Annotated in this window: 26 protein-coding genes; 20 read left to right on the top strand and 6 right to left on the bottom strand. The window is 46.0% G+C overall.

The window, feature by feature from the left end; genetic code table 11:
* The first annotated feature begins 41 nt into the window (after nucleotides 1-41).
* Nucleotides 42-455, top strand: a complete 414-nt coding sequence (zur, locus tag AC4E8B_RS17680; RefSeq protein WP_490214633.1) for a zinc uptake transcriptional repressor Zur — start codon at nucleotides 42-44, stop codon at nucleotides 453-455.
* Nucleotides 456-492: 37 nt separating this feature from the next.
* On the opposite strand, the gene AC4E8B_RS17675 is transcribed toward zur, so the two are convergent.
* Nucleotides 493-1062 (bottom strand): hypothetical protein, encoded by a 570-nt coding sequence (locus AC4E8B_RS17675; protein ID WP_490214632.1) that lies wholly within the window; start codon nucleotides 1060-1062, stop codon nucleotides 493-495.
* Between the two features lie 177 nt (nucleotides 1063-1239).
* Between AC4E8B_RS17675 and AC4E8B_RS17670 the strand changes: the two genes are divergently transcribed.
* The gene (locus AC4E8B_RS17670) at nucleotides 1240-1671 is read left to right on the top strand and encodes a hypothetical protein (protein ID WP_490214631.1); all 432 of its coding nucleotides are present in this window, start codon (nucleotides 1240-1242) and stop codon (nucleotides 1669-1671) included.
* A gap of 76 nt (nucleotides 1672-1747) precedes the next feature.
* Here the strand turns inward: AC4E8B_RS17670 and ispG are convergent, their stop codons facing one another.
* A complete protein-coding gene (gene ispG / locus AC4E8B_RS17665) occupies nucleotides 1748-2863 on the bottom strand; it encodes a flavodoxin-dependent (E)-4-hydroxy-3-methylbut-2-enyl-diphosphate synthase (RefSeq protein ID WP_490214630.1) in 1116 nt (371 codons plus the stop codon).
* 151 nt (nucleotides 2864-3014) lie between these two features.
* A complete protein-coding gene (locus AC4E8B_RS17660) occupies nucleotides 3015-3353 on the bottom strand; it encodes a hypothetical protein (protein ID WP_490214629.1) in 339 nt (112 codons plus the stop codon).
* 170 nt (nucleotides 3354-3523) lie between these two features.
* Here AC4E8B_RS17660 and AC4E8B_RS17655 point away from each other — a divergent pair, with 170 nt between their 5' ends.
* Nucleotides 3524-5284, top strand: a complete 1761-nt coding sequence (locus AC4E8B_RS17655) for a methyl-accepting chemotaxis protein (RefSeq protein ID WP_490214628.1) — start codon at nucleotides 3524-3526, stop codon at nucleotides 5282-5284.
* Between the two features lie 146 nt (nucleotides 5285-5430).
* Here AC4E8B_RS17655 and AC4E8B_RS17650 read toward each other — a convergent pair whose 3' ends face one another.
* The gene (locus AC4E8B_RS17650) at nucleotides 5431-6204 is read right to left on the bottom strand and encodes a DUF1189 domain-containing protein (protein ID WP_490214627.1); all 774 of its coding nucleotides are present in this window, start codon (nucleotides 6202-6204) and stop codon (nucleotides 5431-5433) included.
* 225 nt (nucleotides 6205-6429) lie between these two features.
* Here AC4E8B_RS17650 and AC4E8B_RS17645 point away from each other — a divergent pair, with 225 nt between their 5' ends.
* From AC4E8B_RS17645 to phoU, 10 genes are all read left to right on the top strand, one after another.
* Complete coding sequence (locus AC4E8B_RS17645) at nucleotides 6430-8064, top strand: Na/Pi cotransporter family protein (protein ID WP_490214626.1); 1635 nt, start codon at nucleotides 6430-6432, stop codon at nucleotides 8062-8064.
* Nucleotides 8065-8147: 83 nt separating this feature from the next.
* Complete coding sequence (locus tag AC4E8B_RS17640) at nucleotides 8148-8630, top strand: DUF456 domain-containing protein (protein WP_490214625.1); 483 nt, start codon at nucleotides 8148-8150, stop codon at nucleotides 8628-8630.
* A 184-nt stretch (nucleotides 8631-8814) separates the two neighbouring features.
* Nucleotides 8815-9423 carry a superoxide dismutase gene (locus AC4E8B_RS17635; protein WP_009794873.1) on the top strand — a complete coding sequence of 203 codons (609 nt, stop codon included), beginning with the start codon at nucleotides 8815-8817 and terminating at the stop codon, nucleotides 9421-9423.
* 128 nt (nucleotides 9424-9551) lie between these two features.
* Entirely contained in the window at nucleotides 9552-10769 is a 1218-nt protein-coding gene (locus tag AC4E8B_RS17630) for an MFS transporter (protein ID WP_490214624.1), read from the top strand.
* Nucleotides 10770-10914: 145 nt separating this feature from the next.
* Nucleotides 10915-13083: a peptidoglycan D,D-transpeptidase FtsI family protein gene (locus AC4E8B_RS17625; RefSeq protein ID WP_490214623.1), complete on the top strand. Its 2169-nt coding sequence runs from the start codon at nucleotides 10915-10917 to the stop codon at nucleotides 13081-13083.
* Between the two features lie 443 nt (nucleotides 13084-13526).
* The gene (locus AC4E8B_RS17620; protein WP_490214622.1) at nucleotides 13527-14516 is read left to right on the top strand and encodes a PstS family phosphate ABC transporter substrate-binding protein; all 990 of its coding nucleotides are present in this window, start codon (nucleotides 13527-13529) and stop codon (nucleotides 14514-14516) included.
* Nucleotides 14517-14567: 51 nt separating this feature from the next.
* Nucleotides 14568-15542, top strand: coding sequence for a phosphate ABC transporter permease subunit PstC (pstC, locus tag AC4E8B_RS17615; RefSeq protein WP_490214621.1), 975 nt, complete (start codon nucleotides 14568-14570; stop codon nucleotides 15540-15542).
* Nucleotides 15542-16420: a phosphate ABC transporter permease PstA gene (pstA, locus tag AC4E8B_RS17610; RefSeq protein ID WP_490214620.1), complete on the top strand. Its 879-nt coding sequence runs from the start codon at nucleotides 15542-15544 to the stop codon at nucleotides 16418-16420. The genes pstC and pstA overlap by 1 nt, the downstream gene beginning before the upstream one ends.
* Nucleotides 16421-16506: 86 nt before the next feature.
* The gene (pstB, locus tag AC4E8B_RS17605) at nucleotides 16507-17334 is read left to right on the top strand and encodes a phosphate ABC transporter ATP-binding protein PstB (protein WP_490214619.1); all 828 of its coding nucleotides are present in this window, start codon (nucleotides 16507-16509) and stop codon (nucleotides 17332-17334) included.
* Between the two features lie 53 nt (nucleotides 17335-17387).
* Nucleotides 17388-18047 (top strand): phosphate signaling complex protein PhoU, encoded by a 660-nt coding sequence (phoU, locus tag AC4E8B_RS17600; RefSeq protein WP_490214618.1) that lies wholly within the window; start codon nucleotides 17388-17390, stop codon nucleotides 18045-18047.
* An 88-nt stretch (nucleotides 18048-18135) separates the two neighbouring features.
* Here phoU and AC4E8B_RS17595 read toward each other — a convergent pair whose 3' ends face one another.
* On the bottom strand, nucleotides 18136-18669 hold the full coding sequence (locus tag AC4E8B_RS17595) for an endolytic transglycosylase MltG (protein WP_490214617.1): 534 nt from the start codon (nucleotides 18667-18669) through the stop codon (nucleotides 18136-18138).
* The gene (locus AC4E8B_RS17590) at nucleotides 18666-19037 is read right to left on the bottom strand and encodes a hypothetical protein (protein WP_490214616.1); all 372 of its coding nucleotides are present in this window, start codon (nucleotides 19035-19037) and stop codon (nucleotides 18666-18668) included. Before AC4E8B_RS17590 ends, AC4E8B_RS17595 begins: the two co-directional genes overlap by 4 nt.
* A 323-nt stretch (nucleotides 19038-19360) precedes the next feature.
* Here AC4E8B_RS17590 and AC4E8B_RS17585 point away from each other — a divergent pair, with 323 nt between their 5' ends.
* The 7 genes from AC4E8B_RS17585 to AC4E8B_RS17555 all read left to right on the top strand — a co-directional run bounded on the left by AC4E8B_RS17585 (nucleotide 19361) and on the right by AC4E8B_RS17555 (nucleotide 24966).
* Complete coding sequence (locus AC4E8B_RS17585; protein WP_490214615.1) at nucleotides 19361-20011, top strand: DUF4912 domain-containing protein; 651 nt, start codon at nucleotides 19361-19363, stop codon at nucleotides 20009-20011.
* 46 nt (nucleotides 20012-20057) lie between these two features.
* Nucleotides 20058-22307: a glycosyltransferase family 4 protein gene (locus AC4E8B_RS17580; protein ID WP_490214614.1), complete on the top strand. Its 2250-nt coding sequence runs from the start codon at nucleotides 20058-20060 to the stop codon at nucleotides 22305-22307.
* 58 nt (nucleotides 22308-22365) lie between these two features.
* Entirely contained in the window at nucleotides 22366-22941 is a 576-nt protein-coding gene (locus AC4E8B_RS17575) for a hypothetical protein (protein ID WP_490214613.1), read from the top strand.
* Nucleotides 22942-23054: 113 nt separating this feature from the next.
* The gene (gene rpmG, locus AC4E8B_RS17570; protein ID WP_022544192.1) at nucleotides 23055-23204 is read left to right on the top strand and encodes a 50S ribosomal protein L33; all 150 of its coding nucleotides are present in this window, start codon (nucleotides 23055-23057) and stop codon (nucleotides 23202-23204) included.
* Between the two features lie 109 nt (nucleotides 23205-23313).
* Complete coding sequence (locus tag AC4E8B_RS17565; RefSeq protein ID WP_490214612.1) at nucleotides 23314-23907, top strand: 5-formyltetrahydrofolate cyclo-ligase; 594 nt, start codon at nucleotides 23314-23316, stop codon at nucleotides 23905-23907.
* Entirely contained in the window at nucleotides 23900-24688 is a 789-nt protein-coding gene (locus AC4E8B_RS17560; protein ID WP_490214611.1) for a DUF92 domain-containing protein, read from the top strand. The genes AC4E8B_RS17565 and AC4E8B_RS17560 overlap by 8 nt, the downstream gene beginning before the upstream one ends.
* 86 nt (nucleotides 24689-24774) lie before the next feature.
* The gene (locus AC4E8B_RS17555; protein WP_490214610.1) at nucleotides 24775-24966 is read left to right on the top strand and encodes a hypothetical protein; all 192 of its coding nucleotides are present in this window, start codon (nucleotides 24775-24777) and stop codon (nucleotides 24964-24966) included.
* Nucleotides 24967-25059 lie beyond the last annotated feature (93 nt).

The raw sequence follows: 25059 nt of genomic DNA, 5'->3' as shown, positions 1-25059 counted from the left end.
TGCCAGGAAGCAAGGCAGCGCGATTTAAAGAGGTGATTGCAATGAATGTGGAAGAGGCCTTGATTCTTTTAAAAGAAAAAGGATATAAACATACAGGAAAGCGCGAAGAAATGCTGCAGTTCTTTTCTGACAGCAATAAATATCTGACTGCTAAAGATGTATTAGATAAATTGAAGGACGATTACCCGGGGTTAAGCTTTGATACGATTTACCGGAATCTTTCTTTATTTGTGGATTTGGGGATATTTGAGATGACTGAGCTGTCAGGAGAAAAACATTTCCGTTTTACATGCTCTCATCATCATCACCATCATCACTTTATCTGTCTTGACTGCGGAAAAACGAAGGAAATTGATACATGCCCGATGAATGAGCTCCAGGAAAATCTGAAAGGCTACGATGTATCCGGCCATAAATTTGAAATTTACGGCCGCTGTCCGGATTGTGTTCATTGATAATAGAAAAAACCGGCCTTGGGGCCGGTTTTTTCTGTTATTTATCTTCTTTCAGCCACTGTTCCACTGCTGTCTTTGCCTCAAACCAGCTCTTCACCCTTATAACTCCTTCAGGGATCGGGTCGCGGTTATAAGGTGTATCGAAAAGGATGACGGGTATCCCGCATTCTTCATGTATCCTGACCGCATTATCATGCTTGTCTTCAAAGAAAATATCCACATGATGCTTCTTCGCTGTGCTGATTTTGTCATGTGAGCCAATCAATTCAACATGATGGAACTTCAGCTGATTTTCCAGGAACCATTTTTCAGTCAAATTCTGCAGATATGAGCCGCGTGCACTGATGAAGTAAAGCTCATGTTCAGGCTCCCATTCTTTAAGAACCTGTTTTGCTCCTGGCGCCAGGGGGGAATTGGCGTAAATTCTTGGTTCATTATCAAGGAACCATTGGGCAAATTCTTCTTCGCTTATGTCGACCAGAGGATTTAAGTCATATTGTTTTACATCCTCCAGTGTCAGGTTTAATTGGAAAGCTTCATTCAAGTAGGGAATGATCGAGGAAGGGCAGGTCACTGTCCCATCGATATCAATGCCGAATCTTTTCATATGTGTGTTCTCCTTATATGGATGTCTTTTACCATCTTACCAGAACTTGTCCACTCTAAAAAGGACTGCGGGGGAAGAAGCAGGAGAATTGCCTGTTTTTTATCCATACATTAGCATTGTAAAACAGGGAGAAAGTACAGATAATATATAATGCCCCTATAAAAGGGGGCAGCTAATTTGCCATTACTAACAAATCAGGCTTCTGAAAGCGGAGGGATTATATTGGCAGATCAAGAACGCTCTCAGCAAGAACAAGACCTTCGGCACAGTGAAGAGATTGGTGAAAAAAATGAATACGGATCAAGGAATTATACAGAAGAAACAGCCGCCGAAATCGCAGCGCCTGTTTCGTTAGGAAGGGACAGCGGCCGGGAGGACTACCGCGAAGAAGAAAATAGCGGAATGGACCTCTCAGGCGGCATGATGGGTTATGGGGCCTTAGCGCTTTCCATCCTTTCACTGTTTGTCCTGCCGATCCTGTTTGGCGCCGCCGGCATCATTATCGGCTTCATAGCGCGCAGGAGAGGGGCTCGTACCACCGGAGCCTGGGCAATCGGAATCGGAGCCGTATCCATTATCATCGGAATCTTTATCCTTCCGTTCTTTTAAGGCGGGAGCAGAAAAAGACCGGCTCAATTTGAGCCGGTCTTTATTTGCTTTGATTTAAGCGGCTGGCAAGCCGTTTCTAATCATTCATTTGAAGCTGCTTTTCAGCCTCTTGTTTAGCATAGTATTCTTCTGCAATTTTGTCGATTTCAATTTTCAATTCTTCTACCATTGTTGCTTCAGGAACTTTGCGGACAATTTTCCCTTTGCGGAACAATAGGCCTTCCCCGCGGGCGCCGGCAATGCCGATATCTGCTTCGCGTGCTTCTCCGGGGCCATTCACAGCACAGCCGAGCACGGCCACTTTGATAGGTGCTTTGATTTTCTGGATATATTCTTCCACTTCATTTGCAATGCTGATTAAATCGATTTCAATCCTGCCGCATGTAGGGCAGGAAATAAGCGTAGCAGCATTAGATGAGAGGCCGAATGACTTCAGCAGTTCCCTGGCAACTTTCACTTCCTCGACAGGGTCGGCACTCAAGGAAATCCTTAAAGTATTGCCGATGCCTTTGCTTAATATGGCACCAAGGCCCGCGGCGCTTTTCACTGTGCCGGCAAACAATGTCCCTGATTCTGTAATTCCAAGGTGAAGCGGGTAATCAAACGCCATGGCTGCTTTTTCATATGCCTCGATGGCCAGGTTGACGTCAGAAGCCTTCATGGAAACAATGATGTCATGGAAATCAAGGTCTTCAAGGATTTTAATATGATGAAGGGCGCTTTCCACCATACCGTCGGCAGTCGGGTAGCCGTATTTCTCGATGATCCGCTTTTCCAGTGAACCGGCATTGACACCGATCCGGATAGGGATGCCTTTTTCCTTTGCAGCTTTGACAACTGCTTCGACTTTTTCGCGGCGGCCGATATTCCCGGGATTGATCCTGATTTTGTCAGCTCCGCCCTCAATAGCCTTTAGGGCCAGTTTATAATCAAAATGGATATCCACTACAAGGGGAATATTGATCCTTTTCTTTATTTCAGCGATCGCATTTGCCGCTCTTTCGTCAGGGCACGCCACCCGGACGACCTGGCAGCCCGCTTCTTCAAGCCGCTTGATTTCCGCGACAGTCGCCTCAACATCATGCGTCTTAGTGGTCGTCATGCTTTGGATCACAAGTTCATTATTGCCGCCGATGGTCAGGTTGCCTACTTTGACCGGGCGGGTTTTGGTACGATGTATAATTTCACTCAATGGTGATTCGCTCCTTTAAGTATGGAATTGGAACAATATAAGATGAATTTTCGGCAGTGCATTGCAAGATGCCTGCCGGTGTCAAACTATTTCCTATTGTATCAATGAACCGGCTGAGTTGACAAGAATGATGGTTCTGGGATTTATCTTTTCAATTGCTAGTTTTTGCGTAATCCGGAAATTTATAATTTTTGCCTGCCTGGATCCTCCCGGCCTGCACTCCGCTGTTAAGCTTTTCAAAATCAGCTGCTACCTGGGAGATGGAAACAGGAACTGAGCTGTCCAGATGCCTTTCGATGATTGTCAGGACAGTTTCTCCTGGAGCAGCCTTCTGTTCGAAATATGCTAAAGCATCTTCGGCTGGTTCCACAGTGGAAGAGGCTTCAAGCGCAGTACCTTGATCAGGGGCGGGGAGCGTCCCGCGGCTCAGATCATAAAAAATGATATATATGGCAAGCGAAGCAAACAGCAGTACAGCAACCCGTTTCATAGGCACAGCCTCCGATCGGCAGTCTTTTTCCTGAATGTATGCTTGTCCAATAAAGATTAGAACAAACTCAGCTTATAATGAAGGATTTAGGTAAATGTTACTGCTTTTTTACATTCTCTTAACAATTAGTTCCTATAATGGAAGAGAATACAGAGGGGGAGCGATTCATTTTGGCAGGAACAACACAGTATGTAAACACACTCAAAAAAGCCGGCAGCCTATTGCTGAAGCCTTACAAATCAAACAGATTGGATACAGCAAGGAAATCATTAATGGCGAGGCTGTCCTTGCAATTCAGACTGCTGTTCCTTATTTTGGGACTGCTTATCGCGACCATTTCGGCAGTGGCCTATATCTCTTATGAGAAATCTAAAGAAACAACGATAGAGCTTATGGAACAAAGGCTGGAAAGAGAGACCAAAACCTTTTACCAGCTTGCACAAAACCTGATGTTCATTTATGTAGGCAAAGAGGAAGAATTCAATAAAAAAGTGAATCAAGTATTAAAAGGGCAGGAAGCAGACCTGGCAAAGGATGGACTGAACGGCGACTATTTTCTTGTTTCAGGTGATCAGGTGACAGCCTTTGATGTCAGTAAAAACACAACGCTGAAGTTCCCGACAGAATTATTGGATACCATGCAAAAAAAGAAAACAGGGATAGTCCATGAGAATCTGAATGGAAAGGAATATACTCTTTCGTATCATAATGTCCAGGAGCTTAAAGGGGTATTTTTGATTGCCATTCCACAGGAGCAATACCTCCATAGTGTAAATGAGATGGCCGCATACATCCTTTTTGATGCCCTTGCCAGCATAGCTGCTGCCGCCATCCTGATCACGCTGCTGGTCAGGAGCATCACCAGGCCGCTGAACGGGCTGAAGGATATTATGAAGGAAGCGAGGTCTGGCAGGCTCGATCTAAAGGTCGAGACCCGGACTACAGTACCGGAAATTACATCTCTTATTAAGAGTTTTCAAAGTATGATGATGCAGATGAGGGAACTTATCATGCGCATATCGGATACCACCCGGGATTTAACATTGACAGGCGCAGACTTGCAGGCGGTTTCCGGAATGGTGATGGAAGAGCAGGAACACCTCAATGAAGCTATACGCATGGTAAGGGCAGGGGCGGAGCAGACAGCTGGAAGCTCAGAAACCAGCATTCAGCTTTTTCAGGAAATGAAGAGTTCAATTGAAAGCATCTCTCTGAGGATGGGAAGCATGACCGCCAGCGCCAGCTCGATGAACGCGTCTGCTTCTGAGGGAGAGCAGAGCAATAAAGAACTTGTACATACTGTGAAAAGCTATGAACAAGAATTAAAGGCTGTTTCGGCCTCAGTACAGGAGGTCAGGGATTATTCGGATAAGATCGGCCAGGTTGTCACATTCATTCAGGACATATCAGGACAGACAAAGCTCCTTGCCCTCAATGCAGCCATCGAGGCGGCCAGAGCTGGCGAGGCAGGTAAAGGGTTCGCAGTCGTGGCAGATGAAGTAAGGAAGCTGGCAGACCAATCCTCAAGAGCAGCTGAAGAAATTACTGGGACCATTGTTGAAATGGAGAATATTTCCGCAAAAGCTTCAGATGGTTTCCGGGAGATGCAGGAAAACTTTGGAGTTCATCTTGCGGCAGCTGAAAAAAGCAGGGATACCTACGATGTACTCATGCATGAAATTTCATCAGTGAGCAGAATGATTAAAGAATCAGAGAAAGGGCTGGCTGTCCTGAATGGGATCCTGCCGGAAGCCGAGGCATCTGCGGAAGGGTTCGCATCCGTCTCCCAGGAAACACTCGCCAGTGCTGAACAGATGATTTCAGCTTCTGATGAGCAGGCAGCCAAGACTAAGAAAAGCCATGATGCAGGGGAAAGCCTCATCTCCCTTTCCGGCTCGCTTGCGAAAACCATTTCACTGTTTAAATATTAATGGATGATAAAAGGCGGCCGTCGGGGCCGCCTTTTTCGGTTTGCTTTTATAAATAATAAGTTGCCATACTAAAAAATAAAACCCGCAGGCCGGCGGTTAAAAAAACCGTTGGCCTGCAGGTTTGAATATAACGGGATGTTTTACATTTACTGCTTGTTTTTTGGCTGCGGCACTTCCTTTATAGCCAGCATCAGGATGATGATGGATACAAACCAGTTGATCATAAAGCCGCTTGGCACATTTGTCTGCAAAACGCCCATGACCGCAAAGAAGACAGTCGGCAGCGTGACGCTGTATGCGGCCATCCGCCATAATTGCCTGTATTGCAGGCGGCGGCCAGCAATGCTGCGGAGAAGGAGGCCGATCAGCGCCAGTACGGAAACCTCGATGAATTTAACTGCAGTGCTGAACAAGTAAATGACAACAGCCATAATGATGATGAAGATTACCAGTACTGAATCAATGGAATCCAGGAAGCTGACTGCATCTTCCTTAGTCAGGTTCAGGTCCCCGGCCATTGAATAGGGATACGTTTGAACTTGCCCGCCGGCTACGAACATAAATTCATCTTTCAGCATGGCGAGGGCCATATCGGAATCGGCCAGATCTTCTTTATTGGCGGTTCCGGTTGAGTCAAACACAATGGTAAAGCTGTCTTTATTAATGATGATTGGAGCTTTTTGATCAGAATTCAGTTCCCCGTTTTCGATTATGAAATCAGGGATATCCTCTGCCAGGCTTTCGCGGGCGGCATCTGCTCCGGATAAAATGGCCGTGCTGAAATAATAGATGGTTGGCAGGACGGACAGGAGGGTAAGGAGGAAAACATAAAGAATCGTCTTCCCGATCCCCTGAAAACGGAAGGCTGCTATATCCCTGGGGGAATAAAGACTTTTAATAAACTGTTTAAATACATTCATTTTGACACACCCTTAAAAAGATTCACCATTTATTTTAGCCGCAGCGGCCCATATGTACAAGTGTGACCTGCAAACAGTATTGTAACACAATTGTAACATTAGGCTTAAATGTTAAGGTATTGTAAATTTGGCTTAAGGAATCTTTACTTTTTATTTACCCATCATACATAATGATGTGGGGTTTGTAGATTAATGTCGAATCTAAAAAGTTATAGGGGTTGAAAAATGGTGGAACTAAACATCCAGCAAATGCTTTTTGAATTTTTGGGCGGCCTTGGTATTTTCTTATACGGTATAAAATTTATGGGCGACGGCCTGCAAAAATCGGCCGGTGATAAACTTAGGGATATATTGGACAAGTTTACTACCAATCCGGTCATGGGTGTTCTAGCCGGGATCATTGTCACGGTCCTTATCCAGAGCAGCTCTGCTACAACAGTCATCACTGTCGGCCTTGTCAGTGCCGGCTTCATGACCCTGCGCCAGGCGATCGGCGTCATAATGGGCGCAAATATCGGAACAACGGTAACAGCTTTTATCATTGGTATTGATGTCGGAGAATACGCACTTCCAATCATTGCACTGGGTTCCATCATGCTATTCTTCTTTAAAAATAAAAAAGTACATAATATTGGCCAGATTGTTTTCGGGTTTGGGGCGCTGTTTTATGGCCTCGAGCTGATGAGCGGAGGAATGAAGCCGCTCAGGGGGCTGGAAGCATTCCATGATTTAACGGTCAATATGAGCTCCAATCCGGTCCTTGGGGTAGTGGTCGGAACATTGTTTACGGTCATCGTGCAAAGCTCGAGTGCGACAATTGGCATTCTGCAGGGCTTGTTCTCTGAGAATCTGATCAATCTTGATGCAGCTCTGCCAGTCCTCTTCGGGGACAACATCGGTACAACGATTACTGCTGTCCTTGCATCCATAGGTGCATCTGTCGCAGCGAGGAGAGCGGCAGCAGTACATGTCCTTTTCAATCTGATCGGGACAACCATTTTCCTGATTCTGCTCCATCCGTTCAATCTGTTGATTTCCATGTTCCAGGATAAGCTGAATCTTAATCCGGAAATGACGATTGCGTTTGCACACGGGACCTTCAATGCGACCAACACATTGATTCAGCTCCCGTTTGTAGCTGCACTTGCCTTCATAGTCACAAAATTGATCCCGGGCGAAGATTCAGTTGTCGACTATAAAGCAAAGCATCTTGATCCTGTCTTTATTGAACAGTCTCCTTCAATCGCCCTTGGACAGGCGAAGGAAGAAGTGCTCAGAATGGGGTCCTTCGCGGTTAAAGGCCTTGAAGAAACAAACTTATTCTTAAAGACAAAGCTGAAAAAGCATTCAGACAGCACGTATCAGCTCGAAGAAGCCATCAATAATCTTGACCGCAAGATTACAGATTATCTGATTAACTTATCGACAAGTTCTCTCTCAGAAAACGAATCCGAGGAGCATACGGTCCTGATGGATACGGTCAGGGATATCGAGCGGATCGGTGATCATTTTGAAAATATCACCGAGCTGATTGAATATCAGCAGGCCAATAAAGTGAAAATCACTGATTCAGCGATGAATGACCTTGAAGATATGTTCGCTTTGACGATTTCTACGGTGAAAGAATCCCTCGAATCGCTTGACCATAATGATAAGGAAGCTGCAAGGCATGTTGTCAAAAAAGAAGAGGAAATTGACAAGATGGAAAGAAAGCTGAGAAAGCAGCATATCATCCGGATGAATGAAGGGGCATGCACCGGCCAGGCTGGAATTGTCTATGTAGATATCATCAGCAACCTGGAGCGGATCGGCGACCATGCTGTGAATATCGCAGAGGCCGTTTTAGGAGAAGATAATTAGTGTATAGTAAGCAAGAGGGAAACCTCTTGCTTTTTCCTTTTTCAGACAGGGGCAGAAAAATAAAAATCAAAGGTGCTGATCAAGTGGAATATGTATACTGGACGATAATCATCATATTATTTGCGATTGCTTTTATAGGCCTCTTCCTGCCCATCATCCCGAGCGTCCTGTTTATTGTCGGAGGGTTTGTTGTGTATGGGCTTTCTTATTCCTTTGAGCCATTCGGGTGGCTGTTCTGGCTCATCCAGGGGATGTTCGTCCTTCTTCTGTTTGGCGCCGATTATGCCGCGAATCTGATTGGCATCAGGAAATACGGAGGTTCAAAGGCAGGAATCTGGGGAAGCACGATCGGCATTCTGGCCGGCCCTTTTATCATCCCGGTTTTTGGGATACTGATTGGTCCTTTCATTGGCGCCATCGCCGCAGAAATGATTGTCAATAAGAAGGGCATCAAGGAAGCTGCAAAGATCGGGATGGGTTCAGTTGTCGGCTTTGTCAGCAGCATAGCGGCAAAAGGATTCATCCAGACAGTCATGATCGTATATTTTCTTTTTCTCGTTTTGTGATTGTCTTTTGCATAAAAGTCAGAGCAGAGGGTATTGTATATCTGTCAGACAAAGCATTTTGTTTGAAAGGATTACCCAAGTTTGGTAATCTAACATTAAAGCCTTTTAGAACGATTCTATTTTCTGAAAAATGGAATAGATGACGGTCTGAAGCTAATCCATGATACATAGGGAGGAATTACTAATGGCATTTGAATTACCGCAATTACCTTATGCTTACGATGCGCTGGAGCCAAACATTGACAAAGAAACAATGAACATCCACCACACGAAGCACCATAACACATATGTAACAAACCTTAACAACGCGCTGGAAGGCAATGAAGAGCTTCTTTCCAAAACAGTTGAGGAAGTCGTTTCAAATCTTGACGCTGTTCCAGAATCAGTCCGCACAGCTGTAAGAAACAATGGCGGAGGACATGCCAACCACTCTTTATTCTGGCAGATCCTTTCTCCAAACGGCGGCGGCGAGCCGACAGGCGAGCTTCAGGATGCCATCAGCAGCAAATTCGGCAACTTCGAAAGCTTCAAAGAAGAGTTTGCAAAAGCTGCGACAACCCGCTTTGGTTCAGGCTGGGCCTGGCTTGTGGTCAACAACGGTGAGCTTGAAGTAACAAGCACTCCAAACCAGGATTCTCCTTTAATGGAAGGCAAAACGCCAATTCTTGGCCTTGATGTTTGGGAGCATGCATACTACCTTAAATATCAAAACCGCCGTCCTGAATATATCAACAACTTCTTCAACGCAGTTAACTGGGAAGAAGTGTCTAAGCGCTACAGCTCAGCAAAATAATGATTACAGCCTGAAAGGCAGCAGATTCGTCTGCTGCCTTTTTGCATGCAATCTCTGCGTTCCGGGATGAATAAGCAAGTACCCATTGTAGAAGACTACCCTTAGAAACAAAGGGGAGTTTTTATAATATGGGCAAAATGAATAAACTGATCGGCAATATCGAGCTGAATAAAGACCTGACCCTGCTGCTTTTAATCGGGGGGCTTTATTCTTTGAGTGTTGCTCTTTCAAACACATTTGTAAACATTTATTTATGGAAGCAATCCGGGGAATTCAAGGATCTGGGATTGTATAATTTATCAATTGTCGTCATTCAGCCGCTAACATTCATACTTGCAGGAAGATGGGCAAAGAAAATTGACAGGGTCATTGTCCTGCGGATCGGCGTCACTTGCCTGGCACTTTTTTATTTGACTGTCCTGATCATCGGCACACAGGCATCGCAGTTCCTGCTGCTCCTGGGAGGATTGCTTGGTATGGGCTATGGATTCTACTGGCTGGCGTTCAATGTGCTTACCTTTGAAATCACTGAGCCGGATACACGGGATTTTTTTAACGGGTTTCTCGGGATCCTTTCTTCTGTGGGAGGGATGATTGGACCCATTTCAGCTGGCTTCATCATTTCCAGGCTTGAAAAATTCACAGGGTATTCGATTGTTTTCGGACTGTCTCTGGTCCTTTTCTCCCTTGCTGTTTTTTTTAGCTTTTTCCTGAAGCGCCGACCTGCGGAAGGGGCCTATTGGTTTGTCCGCATTTTTAAAGAAAGACATAATAACCCTAACTGGAAGCTGGTCACAAATGCCCACTTTTTTCAGGGGCTCCGGGAAGGTACCTTCGTGTTTGTCATCTCTGTATTCGTTTTCCTAACGACAGGCAGTGAAATGGCCCTTGGGACATTCGGGCTGATCAATTCAGGCATTGCCTTTGTAGCGTATTATCTTGCATCAAGGCTCATAAAAAAGAAATACCGCAAAAAATCGATCCTGGCTGGCGGACTGATTCTATATGCCAGCATCTTTTTTATCATCATTGATGTTACGTACGCAAGGCTGCTCATGTATGCGGCCTCAATTGCCATTGCTTACCCGCTGCTGCTTGTTCCCTATGTTTCCATGACCTATGATGTCATTGGGACAGGCTGGCGTGCAGCTGAAATGAGGATCGAGTACATTGTCGTCAGGGAAGTATTCCTGAATATGGGCAGAGTTGTATCCATCCTCTGCTTCCTGGGGGCAGTCACCTTTTTCAGCGAGGAGAAGAGCATTCCCATTTTATTGCTGTTCGTTGGGGCAGGCCATTCAGTGATTTATTTCTTCTATCGAAAAATTCAAATCAAGCCTGCATAAGAGGGGAGCGCTAGCCCCCCTCTTTTTTGGTATGCAGAGAACTGATTATTTCCTTTTAAATCCAGCAGGCTGTTTATAGAAATATTTTCTGCTTTCTTTTACAATATAAGAAGACAATCCATAAGGAAAGAAGTGTGCTGCTGTTTTGAATAAAAAGAGAAAAAAGAAGAATCATGTGCCCATGAGGCTGAACATGCTGTTCTTTGCTGTATTTCTGCTGTTTTCCATGCTGATCCTGCGCCTAGGCGTCGTTCAGATTGTGTATGGGGATGACTATAAAAGGGAAATTGAGAGGACGGAGGACGTAACTGTCAATAATCCAGTCCCGCGCGGCAAGATGTTTGACAGCACCGGTAAGGTGATTGTGGACAATACGCCGCAGAATGCCATCACTTACACCAATAAAGGTGCAAGCCAGAAAGAAATGCTCAAGGTGGCGGAAAACCTGGCCAGCCTGATTGCCAAGGATACAAAAAAAGTCCAGGAGAGAGATAAGAAAGATTACTGGATCATAAAGAACCAGGATAGAGCAGATAAAAAAGTTACACAAAAAGAACTTGATGCCTTAAAGGAAAAATATGAAGATGATAAAGAGTACAATAAAAAAGTTTATGATCTGAAACTGGATCGCATCACTGAGGAAGAGCTGAATTCCCTCACTGAAAAAGATCTTGAAATACTGGCCATCTACAGGGATTTCACAAGCGGATATGCATTGACTCCGCAGATTGTAAAAAATAAAGACGTCACAAACGAAGAATTTGCTGTTGTCAGTGAAAATCTTCAATTTCTTCCTGGAGTGGATACTACAACAGACTGGGAAAGATATTATGCTTTTGGCAGTACGCTGCAATCGGTGCTGGGAAGGATCTCAAAATCGGATGAAGGCCTGCCTGCCGAAAAGGTTGACTATTATCTCGCCCGCGATTACAGCCGCAACGACCGGGTCGGAAAAAGCTATATTGAACTGCAATATGAAGATGTTCTTCATGGCCAGAAAGCTAAGGTTAAAAATATAACCGACAAAGGCGGCAACCTTTTGAAAACCGAGACAATAAGTGAAGGGCAAAGGGGAAAAGATCTTGTCCTAAGCATCGATATGGAACTTCAGAAGGAAGTAGAGAAGATTATTGAAGAAGAGCTGCGGGCTGCCAAGCGTTCATCCGGAACCGCACTTCTTGACCGGGCATATACAGTCCTGATGGATCCGATGACCGGGGAAATCCTGACTATGGCCGGCAAGAAGATCGTTGATGGCGAGATGCAGGATGATGCCCTGGGAAATATTACGACAACCTATAATGTTGGATCTGCCGTAAAAGGGGCCACCATCCTTACCGGCTATAAAGAAGGGGTCATCCAGCCGGGGTCAGTCATTTTCGATGGTCCTCTGCGGATCAAAGGCACTCCTGTCAAAAAGTCATGGAAGAACTTCGGGCCGCTTGATGATATCAATGCGCTGAAATATTCCTCCAATGTCTATATGTTCCAGACAGCCATCAGGATCGGGAACGGTGTCTATAAGCCGGACAGGCCGCTGCCGCTCGATGAAGAAGGATTTGATACAATCCGGGATTCCTTCGCACAGTTCGGCCTGGGGGTAAGGACCGGAATCGACCTGCCGAATGAGCAGACCGGTTTCAAGGGGATGAGCGACAAGCCTGGTTTCATGCTTGACCTTGCAATTGGGCAATATGATACCTATTCCAATATGCAGCTTGCCCAATATGTTTCCACAATCGCCAACGGCGGCAACCGGATGGAGCCCCATATCGTCAAGGAAATCCGTGAGCCTCTGATGGACAATAGTGAACTGGGGCCAATTCTCGAGGAAATCAAGCCGAAGGTTCTGAACAGGCTTGATATAGAAGAAAACTGGATCAAACGCGTTCAGGAAGGCTTCAGGAGGGTCATGCAGGAGCCGGGCGGCACAGCTTACGGAAGTTTTGGCGGAAAAGGGAAAACATATAAGCCTGCGGGGAAAACCGGGACTGCGGAGGCCTTCTATGATGGGCCAAGAAGGAAGGATTTCGGCAAAGAGCCGCCTGAAACCATGAACCTGAGCCTTGTAAGCTATGCGCCTTCAGACAATCCTGAGGTAGCCATGGCTGTTCTTGTCCCATGGGCCTACCAGGGAAGCGTCGATCATGGAGCCAACAAAAAAATCGGCGAGCGGGTACTGGATGCCTATTTCGATCTGAAGAAGAAGCGTGCCGAAGAAAATAAAGACAAAGAAGAAGCAGTCCAAAAAGTGGAGAATATTGAAGATGTGAAAGAAGGCCAGGAAGCTGAACGTGAAGAAGCAGGACTGTAATGACGGGGTTAAATTCATTACAGCAACTTTAGAGAAGTTTTAAACAAATTGAGCTTTCATTTATGAAGTTTTTAAAAGCATGTTGGTTGGAGTGCAAGGCACGCAGACTACTCATAAAATGCATTCGCATTTTTCTCGTGCCAGGCAATTCAAAGAAGCGGATTCAACATCCTGCGGGAGAAGGCTCAACTCCGCCCCGCGGAAAGCGAAGTGCCTGGAACGAAAATGTTTCATTATATTTCTGAATTCTAAGCCTGTCTCCTCCGGGGACAGGCTTTTTTCTATGTTCAAATATATCAATATTCCCTCAAATACGACAAATTAACACAAAAGGAGACTTCATTTACAAAAGCTTTACATTTAGTTAAAACCAGATTAATAGAAAAGCCTTATTCTAATACTCGTAGGACAAAACAACCAAATCTCTTAGGGGGAATAAAGAAATGAAAAGCTTTAAGTACTTGGCACTATCAGCAATGATCGGGGCAGTGCTAGCATTCACAGCAGCTTGCGGCAACTCTGAAGAAGGAACAACAAATGGTTCCCAAACAGACGGAGGCAACAGCACAGAGCAAGCAAGTGATGAAGATAAGCAGCTTCAAGGCGAAATCAATATCGATGGTTCTTCTACTGTATATCCAATCATGGAAGCTGTCGTTGAAGAGTTCGGAATGGAACAGCCTGGAGTAAAAGTTTCTGTTGCATCATCAGGTACTGGCGGAGGCTTTAAGGCATTCATCGCCGGCGACACAGACTTGAGCAACGCATCCCGCCCGATTAAAGATGAAGAAGCAGCAGAACTTGAAAGCAAAGGAATTGAATACACAGAATTCAAGCTTGCCAATGACGGCCTTTCTGTTGTAGTAAGCAAAGACAATGACTGGGTTGATCACCTGACTGTTGAAGAACTGAAGAAGATGTGGGTTGAAGATGGATCTGTGAAAAAATGGTCCGATATCCGTGAAGGCTGGCCTGAAGAAGAAATTAAATTCTATTCACCTGGTACAGATTCCGGCACATATGACTACTTTGATGAAGTAATCCTTGAAGAAGCGCCTATCGTTGAAAAAGCAACACTTTCTGAAGATGATAATGTACTGGTACAAGGTGTTACAGGAGACAAAAACGCAATCGGCTACTTCGGCTATGCTTATTATGCTGAAAACAAAGACAGCCTGAAGGTAGTTCCGATCGACGGCGGAAACGGCCCTGTGGAACCGAACAATGAAACAGTAGAAAGCGGAGAATATGCACCATTGTCAAGGCCGCTCTTCACTTATGTTAAAAATGAATCTCTTAAAAATGAAGAAGTTTATGCGTTTGTAAAATATACGATTGAAAATGCCGGCGTCCTTTCTGAAGATGTAGGCTATGTAAAGCTGAAGGATGAAGAATATGATGAGGCAATGACAACATTAGAAGGCCTTAAATAATATTTAAAATTTTATGATGGGAAGCGCGTCACCTGTGCTTCTCATCTTGCTATGCGGATGAAAGGGGTTTTCATTTTGGCACTAATAAAGTCATCGGACACATTTTCCGTCCAGGAAATGATTCAGGAAAAAAAGCAAAAGAAAAATGCAGGAAACATTATTGAGAAACTCGTACCCTGGCTTCTGCTGCTGACAGCTGCAGTTTCAGTGCTGACGACAATCGGCATTGTCATGACTCTTATTGTAGAAACATTTATCTTCTTCGACAGGGTAAGCATCGGAGAATTTCTGACAGCACAGAAATGGTACCCTTTCTCTGAATCACAGGGGTCTTATGGAATCCTGCCGCTTGTTTCAGGCACTTTGAAAGTTACTGCGATTGCGGTAATAGTTGCGGTGCCGATCGGACTCGCATCAGCCATCTTTTTGAGTGAGTATGCATCTGACAGGACAAGAAGGATCATTAAGCCGATCCTTGAGGTGCTGGCAGGCATACCGACGATTGTTTACGGTTTTTTTGCACTGACATTTGTAACGCCAATCCTTCGGGATATCATTCCTTCTCTTGAAATCTTTAATGCCCTGAGCCCGGGAATTGTGATCGGCATCATGATTACGCCGATGATAGCTTCCCTTTCGGAGGACGCAATGTCTTCGGTTCCGCGTGCAATGCGGGAAGGGGCTCTTGCAATGGGATCGACTAAGCTTGAGGTGGCCTTCAAGGTTGTCCTGCCGGCAGCATTATCAGGCATTATTGCTTCCGTTGTTCTTGCTGTATCAAGGGCAATTGGAGAAACAATGATTGTAGCAGTGGCAGGCGGATCGACGCCGAACCTTTCATGGGACGTGACAAACAGCATCCAAACCATGACAGCTTATATAGTCCAGGTCAGCCAGGGTGATGCCGGCTACGGGACAACGATCTATTACAGCATATACGCGGTTGGATTTACACTCTTCCTGTTCACTTTAGTAATGAATCTGTTTGCCCAGTTCATTTCCCGCCGCTTTAGGGAGGAATACTGATGAAGCTGATTGACCATACTTCTGTCGTTAACAAAATGAAACCGAGGCTGTATATGAATGTAATGTTTAAATTGATATTCCTGGCAGCCACCATGTTTGGATTATTGATCTTGGGCATCTTATTGTATCGGATACTCACTCAAGGAGCCGGTTACCTTGATATGCAGTTCCTTCAAAGCCTGCCATCCCGGAAGCCTGAACTGGCAGGGGTTAAAACAGCTTTGATCGGGACCATCTGGCTCATGGGCGTCGTTGCCCCGGTATCGCTTCTGCTTGGAGTAGGAACAGCGATCTACCTGGAAGAATATGCAAAGAAAAATAAGTTTACTGATTTCATTCAGGTGAATATTTCAAACCTTGCAGGTGTGCCATCGATCGTTTTCGGGCTGCTTGGTCTTACTGTATTTGTAAGAGCGGCAGGGTTTGGCACAAGCGTTATTGCAGCCGGGCTGACTATGAGCCTGCTCGTATTGCCTATCATCATTGTGGCTTCACAGGAAGCCATCCGTTCGGTTCCGAAAGAGCTGAGGGAAGCTTCTTACGGAATGGGTGCCACCAAGTGGCAAACCATCGTCCGGGTTGTCATGCCTGCAGCGGTACCCGGAATACTGACAGGCGGAATCCTGGCGCTTTCACGGGCCATCGGGGAAACGGCGCCGCTGGTTGTCCTTGGACTGCCGCTGTTCCTGGCGTTCCTGCCAAGGTCGGTGTTTGATATGTTCACTGTACTGCCAATGCAGATTTATAACTGGACCGGAAGGCCGCAGGAGGAGTTCCAGGCGCTTGCAGCCGCAGGAATCATTGTTCTGCTCGTGCTTCTTATCGGCATGAATTCTGTTGCCGTTCTGATCAGGAATAAATTTCAGAAAAGATATTAAGGCTCTCAGACATTTTCAGATTTCAGTCTGCCCAGGGGCAGCAAATCAGTCGAGCTAATAATATAGGATGAAGGGGAGTTTTTCATATGAATGCAACACAAGATAAAGTGAATGCACCAGCTGTTAGAAAAGGCAGCACCCAGGGGTCTGTTAATGAAAAAAGCATCGTATATAAAACGAATCAGCTGAACTTATGGTACGGCGATAATAATGCATTGAAGAATATTGATCTGGATATCTATGAAAATGAAGTGACAGCCATCATCGGACCTTCAGGCTGCGGGAAATCCACCTATATCAAAACACTGAACAGGATGATCGAGCTTGTTCCCGGAGTCAGGACTTCAGGGGAAATTGCTTACAGAGGCAGGAATATTTTTGATAAGTCTTATAAAGTTGAGGAACTGCGCACAAAAGTAGGCATGGTATTCCAGAAGCCTAATCCATTCCCGAAATCCATCTACGAAAATGTTGCGTACGGACCTAGGATCCATGGAATCCGCGATAAAAAGATCCTTGATCAGATTGTGGAAAAGAGCTTGAAGGGAGCGGCCATCTGGGATGAAGTAAAGGACCGCCTGAACCAAAATGCCTTTGGACTGTCAGGGGGCCAGCAGCAGCGTCTCTGCATCGCCCGCTGCCTCGCCATTGAACCTGATGTCATCCTGATGGATGAGCCGACCTCTGCCCTGGATCCTATATCCACCCTGAAGGTTGAGGAGCTTGTTCAGGAGCTGAAGAAAGAATTCAGCATCATCATCGTCACCCACAATATGCAGCAGGCTGCCCGTATTTCAGATAAGACTGCCTTTTTCTTGAATGGTGAAGTGATTGAGTTTTCCAATACAGATAAAATCTTCTCCAATCCAGTTGATAAGAGGACGGAAGATTATATCACAGGCCGATTTGGCTGATGTCCGGAGAATAAGGAAAATCCACTTTACAGGAAAAGAAGGGAGCTTATAATATGGCAATCCGCGAAAAATTTCATTTTGATTTAAAAGAGCTGCAGAATAAATTGATGGAACTGGGCAATTTTGCTGACCAGGCTTTGCTCCGGGCAATTAATGCCCTTGAAAGCAAGGATATTGAGTCATCGCTTGAAATCATGGAGGACGATACGAAAGCTGATGTGCTGTACGAGGAAATCAATGACCTGGCCATCCTCCTGATCGCGAAGCAGCAGCCGGTCGCAATAGATTTAAGAAGAATCATTGTGGCGATCAAGATTGCTACCGACATTGAACGGATAGCCGATTTTGCCGTCAACATCGCGAAATCAACCATCCGCATCGGAAGCGAGGAGCATGTTAAGCCGATCGTCCATATCAAGGAAATGTATGAAATCACCTCCAAAATGCTTAAGATGTCGCTTGAAGCTTTTAATGAAGAAGATGTAAGGAAAGCGAAGGAAGTGGCAGAAATGGATGATCAGGTTGATGACCTGTACGGCCAGACGATACAGGAGCTCCTGCAGATCAATCTGCAAAAGCCTGAATATCTGCCGCAGATCACCCAGTTGTCCTTTATTTGCCGCTATCTTGAAAGAGCTGCAGATCATGTGACCAACATCTCCGAAAGTGTGTTTTACCTGGTTAAAGGAAGGCACTATGATTTGAACAGCTAAAGCAAAAAACCCCGGAGAATCTTGTGGATTCTCCGGGGTTTTCCTATATAAAAAAGGAGGATGAAGCCATGCTTCATCCTCTGCTTCTTTATCTGCCTTTTGTGATGACTGTCGCTATCTGCTGGGAAGTCATTTCATTGTTCAGTTCAAAAGTGCCAAGCTGAATCTTTGTATGCATGCCGCTGGAAATGAGGTACTGCTTAAAGGCAGACTCATTGGTGATGATTTTCGCTGCAGCAAGCTGGCTTGCGATCTCTCCTGTATCCATCCCGCTTGAAATCGTGATGTTATAAGTGATCACTTTTGGTTCTGCTTCGTTTTCCTTCTCATCTTGTTTGGGTTTTTCCGCTGCATCTGCCTTCTTATCGCCTTCATTGGCAGGCTTTTCAGCGGCTTGGCCCTCTGTCTTGCCGCCTTCGGTTTCATTAGCAGGTTTGCCCTTCAATTCATTGTATTCCTTTTCCGTTAAGAGGACATATCCATTTTCCTTTACGCTTGCCTTGGCAGCCTTAGAATCTGAAAGATTGATATAATCGTCCATTGAAAAAAAATAAATCGCACCGATAAGCCCGGCTGTAATCAGCATCCCAAGTGAAAATGCCCGCAAAGTCAGTCTGTTCATGAATATTCTCTCCTTGCAGAAAATTCATTGACGATCTCCTGTACAGAGTCTCTGGAAAGGGAAGACTGCTTTGAAATCTGGTCGATGGACAGTCCCTGCTGGGAAAGGGAGAGAACTTGATTCTTCAAGATGGGATTGACCGGCCCTGGAGAGAGCGGCCTGCCTGCCGGTTTGGCATCTGCTCCGTCTACTAAAAGCTCTTCTTCAAGCACCTTCAGCTTTTTCTTTATTAAATAGAGTTCTTGTATCTGGTGGATTGATACCTGGTCAATTTCTTCACGAATGCTTTTATATGGATCTTTCAGGAAAAACGAGAGTATGAGAAGCAGTATTGCCGCGGCTATCAGCCCGATCATTACATAACCCATTATATTCACCTCAATAATAATTTTTTAGTGCCCCAGTAATTTTACCACTACAGGTGACAAAATTCGACTCTATCTCGCAGGAAAAGTGGGTTTATCAGCATAATCCGTACTTTTGGCTGAGTTTAAAAAAGAAATCGGCCGTGATGACTGGTTCTAAACTCATGCTGAGAAATTATTTTGTCCTTTAGCGCAAGCGGCTCAAAGGACCTGCATAATACGACAAAATGCGTTCATTGTGGGGCCGCGGGTTCAGTGATAACATGAAAGTACTAAGATGGGCCGGCAGGGCATATAATGGCAGGTTGGCTGACAGGAGGTGCAAGATGCTATCTGAAATTATCAGATTAAGAGAAAAAGGGCTTTCCTTCAGAAAAATTGCAAAAGAGCTGGGAACAACACGAGGAAAAGTGCAGTATCAGTGGATGAAACACTTGAAAGAGGCGGACGGTCTAGCGGATGAAAAAGAAAAAAAGCATGCAGCGATGAAAGCGGTCCGGATGCCTGCGGATTATAGCATGAAAGAAGAAGGGATAGCTGCCTGGCAGGTGCAGGATGGAAGCATATATTCCTTCTGGAGGATGGCACCCGTGAAGAGGACCCTTGCTGCGTCATACTTTGAAATCAAGGAGAGTGAGCTGGAGGACGCAATCAGGCTTTATGATATCACCAGCATACTTTTCAATGGCAGCAATGCACACAGCTTCCAGGAACTTGTCCTCGGGACTGGACAGGCTTCCATGCTTTTCGAAGGCCTGTCTCCTGACCGGTCTTATTGCGTCGAGGCAGGAGCCAGGGTCCATGGCAGGTTCATCCCCTTTATGAGATCCAATTCAGTCCAGATCCCGAGGGATTCCGTGGAACAGGCAGGGCGTCTCAAGGACGATCTAAAAGCACACCAAGCTGGAGCTCCGCCAAATTGGATTGAACATGTGAGCACCTACAGCTTTTATACAAATGATAAGGGAGGCGTTTAAACTGGCCGCTACAGGAGGATTCATTGTATACGCAGAAGCGCCTGTCATGAACTTTTATTCAGAAAGCCGGGAGATGCAGGGTGAAATTTTTTCTTTTACCGAAAAGTTCATTCTATTTCTCGGCTATGCCCAGAAAGAACATGGGATTAAGCTGGCAGTGACGCCCATCTACTTCGAGCTTCTTGATCAGCCTGATTTTCAGCAGGAAATGGCTGAATATTTAAAAAAGGACAAACATGCCGGCAAGGCGCTCCGCATATGGGAGGAGCATCAGGGAAGGCTGAATAACTTTGTGCGCCAGCTGGCCAAAAGCGGACAGCTTGAGCTGCTTGCTTCGCCGGCAAGTTCGGCAGTCCTGCCTTTCCTTTCGACTCAAAATGGATTAAGAAATCAGATAGATACCGGAATGTCCATCCTGAATGACTATTTTTCCATCCGTCCAGAAGGATTCTGGTTTCCCAAAGGTGCCTACGAGCAAGGACTTGACCTTTATCTGGCTGAAGCGGGTATCCTATACAGCTATATAAACGGCAGGACGATCGGTTATGCAGACCCGGCACCGAAGGGTGGAAGGAAGAGAGAAGTCTTATCTCCGCACGGGGTGATCATGGTCCCTGTCTATCCGTTCCGGGGGGCTGAAGAAAGGGTTGGCGGAATGCCGGCGGTGAGCCTGCACGATTTCAATGGCTCTAATTTTGAGATACTGTCCGCTATATCAGCGGACTCATCCGTTGAAGCTGCTGAGGAATTGGAACGGGTCCACCTTTCTTCTTCCTTTTTAGAAGACGGAGGAATTCAGTTTGAAGAGATATCCGGCTTATGGGAGGAGGGCTTCTTTCAGGAAAGGAAGCTGGAGAGGGTTTCGGGATCTATGAAAAATAGCCGGGAGCTTAGGATCCATACACAAATGACAAGAGAGTGGATGTTTTTCTTGAATACCGTCGGAGCATTCCCCGAATCCCGGGGGGAATCAGAGAAGCATGCTGAGGCATTCAGGAAGCTTGAGGAGCTATTAGCCGCTGGAGAGGGAGGAGAGACCTTCCCGGAAGAGCTGGAGGGGAAATCACCCATTCTTGCAGCAATTGGAGGCGGAGGAGGACAGATTAAAGAGACGGGCAGTTTGCCAAAGATTCTGATGCTGTCCTGGGAGTACCCGCCAAATATTGTCGGAGGGCTTTCCCGGCACGTCCATGGACTGGCATCGAGTCTTGCGGGGAAGGGCTTTGAAGTTCATGTTCTGACTGCCAGTACAGACGGGGCGCCGATGGAGGAGAAGTCAGGCGGAGTCATCGTCCATCGGGTGAAGCCGCTTGCTGCAGCAGAAGAGAATTTTCTGTACTGGATAGGAAGCTTGAATCTTGCCATGGCTGAAAAAGGGCTTCAGCTGGCACGGCTCCACCGCTTTTCCCTCATCCATGCACATGACTGGCTTGCAGGGCCAGCCTCAGAATCGCTGAAATCTGAGCTCGGGATACCGCTGCTGGCTACTATACATGCAACAGAACATGGAAGGAATAATGGCATTTACACGGAAATCCAGAAGTTCATCCATCAGAAGGAAAGCAGGCTGGCTGAAGCTGCAGACATGCTGATTGTCTGCAGCAGATATATGAGAGAAGAGATTCAGAAGATCTTTCAAATAGAAGGGAAGCCTGTTCACATCATAGCCAATGGAATCCATCCTGGAGATTGTCTCAAGCCGGATGCAGGCTGCCTAAGCATGCTGCCGGTTGATCCGCACAGGAAGCTTGTATTCTCCCTTGGCAGAATGGTGAAAGAAAAAGGTTTTGATACCCTATTGGATGCAGCTGTCCTCATGAAAGATGAGTTTCCGGATGTGTATTATATCATTGCCGGAAAAGGTCCGCTATTGGATCACTATAGAAGGAAAACGGAAGAAATGGGGCTGTCCGGAACCGTCTTTTTTATAGGGTTTATTGGGGACGAGCAGCGCAACGCTTTGTTTTCACTATGTGATATCGCGGTTTTTCCAAGTGAATATGAGCCTTTTGGGATAGTGGCGCTGGAATCGATGATGCATGGCAAACCGACCATCGTGTCCGACACTGGGGGCCTGAAAGGGATTGTCAGCCATAAAGTGACAGGTCTGCTGATGGAGCCGGGAAGTGCCCTGAGCTTTAAGGAACAGGCAGCTTTCCTCCTGTGCAATGAAAAAGAAGCCGGACGGATCGGGAGCATGGGAAGAGCTGCGGCTCTGCAGATGTTCAGCTGGGACAGGATTGCTGAAGAAACCAAAAGGGTGATTGAAGACTGTGTGCTGGGCTGCAGAATCTAGCGGCCATTATTCATTTCGCTGATTACTGACTACATTGAAGGGATAAAGGTGTGAAGAAATGAGACAATCAGCCAATCTGCATGATTTGGATCAAAATAGCGGACGCGCAGGCGGGGGACTGCTCGTCAGGCAGGGAATATGGCTGGAAGGCAGGACCTGCTGGCAGAAAAATGGACGCTCTGAAGACATTTATCCCCAAAAAGGAGTTACGGTCTCTTTTAGCCATGAAAAGGCCGGAACAGAATCTGATTTATTCATTGCAAGTGTGGCGAATGATCAAGCTTCTTCTGTCTCTGTTAAATTGCTGTTTGCTTTTTATCCGGAAGCAGGGGGCGAAGCTTTTTCATTTGTCTCTCCTTTTAAAGAAGCGATTTACCACGCATGGAATAACAAATTGTTCCTGATCACTCCAGATTCACCCGGCAGGAATCAGGCGCAGCTTTCGGCTCTGTCTTTGAGTGCTGCCCTGGACGGACAGATCTGGAAGCATGAAAAAAGGGGGATATTGAATTATGTCCCGATGATCAGGGGCGAGTCTTCCAGTGTGCTGCTTTTAGAGATCTCCGTACCAGCGAAAGAAATGGTCCGGGAGGGTGCTTCTGTCAGCATAAGGCCGCCGGATAAAATTGTTTGAAATCAAAAATTTAAAAGTCATGAAAAACGGACTAGCATTTAAGCTGAATTAATGATATTATAGAAAAGTCGTATGAACGAACTAGGATGAAACATAGTTTGGAGGGAAATTACATGCGTGTGAACATTACGTTGGCTTGCACAGAGACTGGTGATCGTAACTATATTACTAAAAAAAATAAACGTAACAACCCAGATCGTCTTGAGCTTAAGAAATACAGCCCAAGATTGAAGCGTGTTACATTGCACCGCGAAACAAAATAAACAGTGGATTCTTCCACTGTTTTTTTTGTGCCTATTTTTCGAAGTCCGGATCCGTCCGGGCTTTTTATTTTTCTTCTTGGCAAAAACCTCTTAACAAGCTGAATATGCTATGATGAAAAAAATGCTTGGAAGGAGAGACAGTGATTTGGCAGACAAAAACAAGCTTCGAAAAGAAGTGAAAGAAAAGCTTTCGGCAATGGCTAAGCAGGAATATGAACAATATTCCTATCAGCTTGCACAAAGGCTATATAATGAAGAAAGCTGGAAAAGGGCAGGTACGATCGGCATAACGGTTTCCAGGTTCCCTGAGCCTGATACCCTGCAGATCATCCGCCGGGCCTGGGAGGAAGGGAAAAGGGTCGCAGTCCCTAAGTGCTTTCCGGAGGATAGAAGGATGGAATTCAGGACTCTGTCTTCCTTCCTTGAGCTGGAATCTGTGTATTACGGCTTATTGGAACCGGTTGAATCATTGACAGAAAAGATAGAGCCGGGGGAAATCGGCCTGATGATTGTTCCTGGGCTTGCTTATTCTGCAGGCGGCTTGCGGCTTGGCTTCGGAGGAGGCTATTATGACCGCTACCTGGCAGGGTTTATCGGGGACACCATCTCCCTCGCCTTCAGCATGCAAATGGTTCCTGAAGTCCCTGTTGAGCCTCATGATAAAAAAATCGGCATGGTCATTACAGCTCCTGATAATGTTTGATTTTTTATGGCTTGCAGCTTTTGTGCTGCTTGCATCTGCCGTAAGCATGAAGCTGAGGCTTCTGGCCCCTTCAGGGAGCATTGCAGCCGCAGCAGCAGGGATAAGCATAGTGATTGGAACCGGCTGGCGGGGGCTGGCTCTTCTGGGTCTGTTTTTTATAACATCCAGCTTATGGTCGGTATATAAAAAGAATCAAAAAGCAGCAATGGAAGAAAAGCTGGGAAAGGGAGCGAGGAGAAACTGGCTTCAGGTCGCAGCCAATGGGGGGCTTGCTGCGGTTTTCAGCATCATATATGCTTTTGACCCGCAGATCCTGTGGCTTGCCGGCTTTTCCATTTCATTGGCCAGCGCCAATTCGGATACCTGGTCTTCTGAAATAGGGGCTTTAAGCAAATCTCCCCCGATTTCCATCCGGACATGGAGAAGAGCCGCAAGCGGGACATCGGGAGCAGTAAGCGTCCTTGGTTCGTCAGCAGGTGCAGCGGGGTCTCTCGTTATCGCTGCAGCTGCAGCTTTGCTTTTTCCGCTAACAGCAAAGCTTGCGCTGGCCGTCTTCCTGTTTGGATGCCTCGGGAATATACTGGATACTTTTATAGGCGCTTATTGGCAGGCTTCATACAGATGTGCCCAGTGCGGGGCCTGTATAGAAAAAAGCAAACATTGCGGACATCCGGCCGAATTGGTTTCCGGGTTCAGATGGATGACTAACGATGCTGTCAATTTTGCAAGCGGGCTGGCTGCTTCTCTTTTGGGGATTGGCTGCTTGCTTTGGCTGCCATAATACATATAGACGCCCACACTCAATCATTTACCGCTGATGGATAATATGGAGTTTTTCGTTAAAAATAATCTCAGGAGGGATGTTATATGTCACGGATTATTTCCATATTAGCCATTGGCGTCGGGGGATATTATCTTTATCAAAACCGTTTTCGCGTGGTGAATGTAGTACTCGGAAGCACTGTCCTGCGCCGCCTGTTTGTCACTTCATTGATGAATGTACCGGGAGTAAGGAATAAAATGATGAAATCGGTTTTCTCCGGAAACACAGGCTGGTAAGCTTGCCGGAACTGCCCGGAAAAAGGTCCAGCAAGGGCCTTTTTATTTTGGGAAAATGTTTAAGTCCGTTTAGGATGGGGGCAAATAAGGAAA

Source organism: Bacillus sp. SRL543, assembly GCF_984799205.1.
This window is presented reverse-complemented; position numbering and strand designations above follow the sequence as displayed.

Excerpts from the sequence above, each read along its gene's own strand:
- AC4E8B_RS17660 (WP_490214629.1), bottom strand. The coding sequence starts at position 3,353 with ATGAAACGGGTTGCTGTACTGCTGTTTGCTTCGCTTGCCATATATATC.
- AC4E8B_RS17650 (WP_490214627.1), bottom strand. The coding sequence starts at position 6,204 with ATGAATGTATTTAAACAGTTTATTAAAAGTCTTTATTCCCCCAGGGAT.
- AC4E8B_RS17645 (WP_490214626.1), top strand. The coding sequence starts at position 6,430 with ATGGTGGAACTAAACATCCAGCAAATGCTTTTTGAATTTTTGGGCGGC.
- AC4E8B_RS17675 (WP_490214632.1), bottom strand. The coding sequence starts at position 1,062 with ATGAAAAGATTCGGCATTGATATCGATGGGACAGTGACCTGCCCTTCC.
- pstB (WP_490214619.1), top strand. The coding sequence starts at position 16,507 with ATGAATGCAACACAAGATAAAGTGAATGCACCAGCTGTTAGAAAAGGC.
- rpmG (WP_022544192.1), top strand. The coding sequence starts at position 23,055 with ATGCGTGTGAACATTACGTTGGCTTGCACAGAGACTGGTGATCGTAAC.
- AC4E8B_RS17560 (WP_490214611.1), top strand. The coding sequence starts at position 23,900 with ATGTTTGATTTTTTATGGCTTGCAGCTTTTGTGCTGCTTGCATCTGCC.
- AC4E8B_RS17590 (WP_490214616.1), bottom strand. The coding sequence starts at position 19,037 with ATGGGTTATGTAATGATCGGGCTGATAGCCGCGGCAATACTGCTTCTC.
- phoU (WP_490214618.1), top strand. The coding sequence starts at position 17,388 with ATGGCAATCCGCGAAAAATTTCATTTTGATTTAAAAGAGCTGCAGAAT.
- zur (WP_490214633.1), top strand. The coding sequence starts at position 42 with ATGAATGTGGAAGAGGCCTTGATTCTTTTAAAAGAAAAAGGATATAAA.
- AC4E8B_RS17585 (WP_490214615.1), top strand. The coding sequence starts at position 19,361 with ATGCTATCTGAAATTATCAGATTAAGAGAAAAAGGGCTTTCCTTCAGA.
- AC4E8B_RS17555 (WP_490214610.1), top strand. The coding sequence starts at position 24,775 with ATGTCACGGATTATTTCCATATTAGCCATTGGCGTCGGGGGATATTAT.
- AC4E8B_RS17575 (WP_490214613.1), top strand. The coding sequence starts at position 22,366 with ATGAGACAATCAGCCAATCTGCATGATTTGGATCAAAATAGCGGACGC.
- AC4E8B_RS17595 (WP_490214617.1), bottom strand. The coding sequence starts at position 18,669 with ATGAACAGACTGACTTTGCGGGCATTTTCACTTGGGATGCTGATTACA.
- AC4E8B_RS17630 (WP_490214624.1), top strand. The coding sequence starts at position 9,552 with ATGGGCAAAATGAATAAACTGATCGGCAATATCGAGCTGAATAAAGAC.
- pstA (WP_490214620.1), top strand. The coding sequence starts at position 15,542 with ATGAAGCTGATTGACCATACTTCTGTCGTTAACAAAATGAAACCGAGG.
- AC4E8B_RS17565 (WP_490214612.1), top strand. The coding sequence starts at position 23,314 with ATGATGAAAAAAATGCTTGGAAGGAGAGACAGTGATTTGGCAGACAAA.
- AC4E8B_RS17580 (WP_490214614.1), top strand. The coding sequence starts at position 20,058 with ATGAACTTTTATTCAGAAAGCCGGGAGATGCAGGGTGAAATTTTTTCT.
- AC4E8B_RS17635 (WP_009794873.1), top strand. The coding sequence starts at position 8,815 with ATGGCATTTGAATTACCGCAATTACCTTATGCTTACGATGCGCTGGAG.
- AC4E8B_RS17620 (WP_490214622.1), top strand. The coding sequence starts at position 13,527 with ATGAAAAGCTTTAAGTACTTGGCACTATCAGCAATGATCGGGGCAGTG.
- pstC (WP_490214621.1), top strand. The coding sequence starts at position 14,568 with ATGCGGATGAAAGGGGTTTTCATTTTGGCACTAATAAAGTCATCGGAC.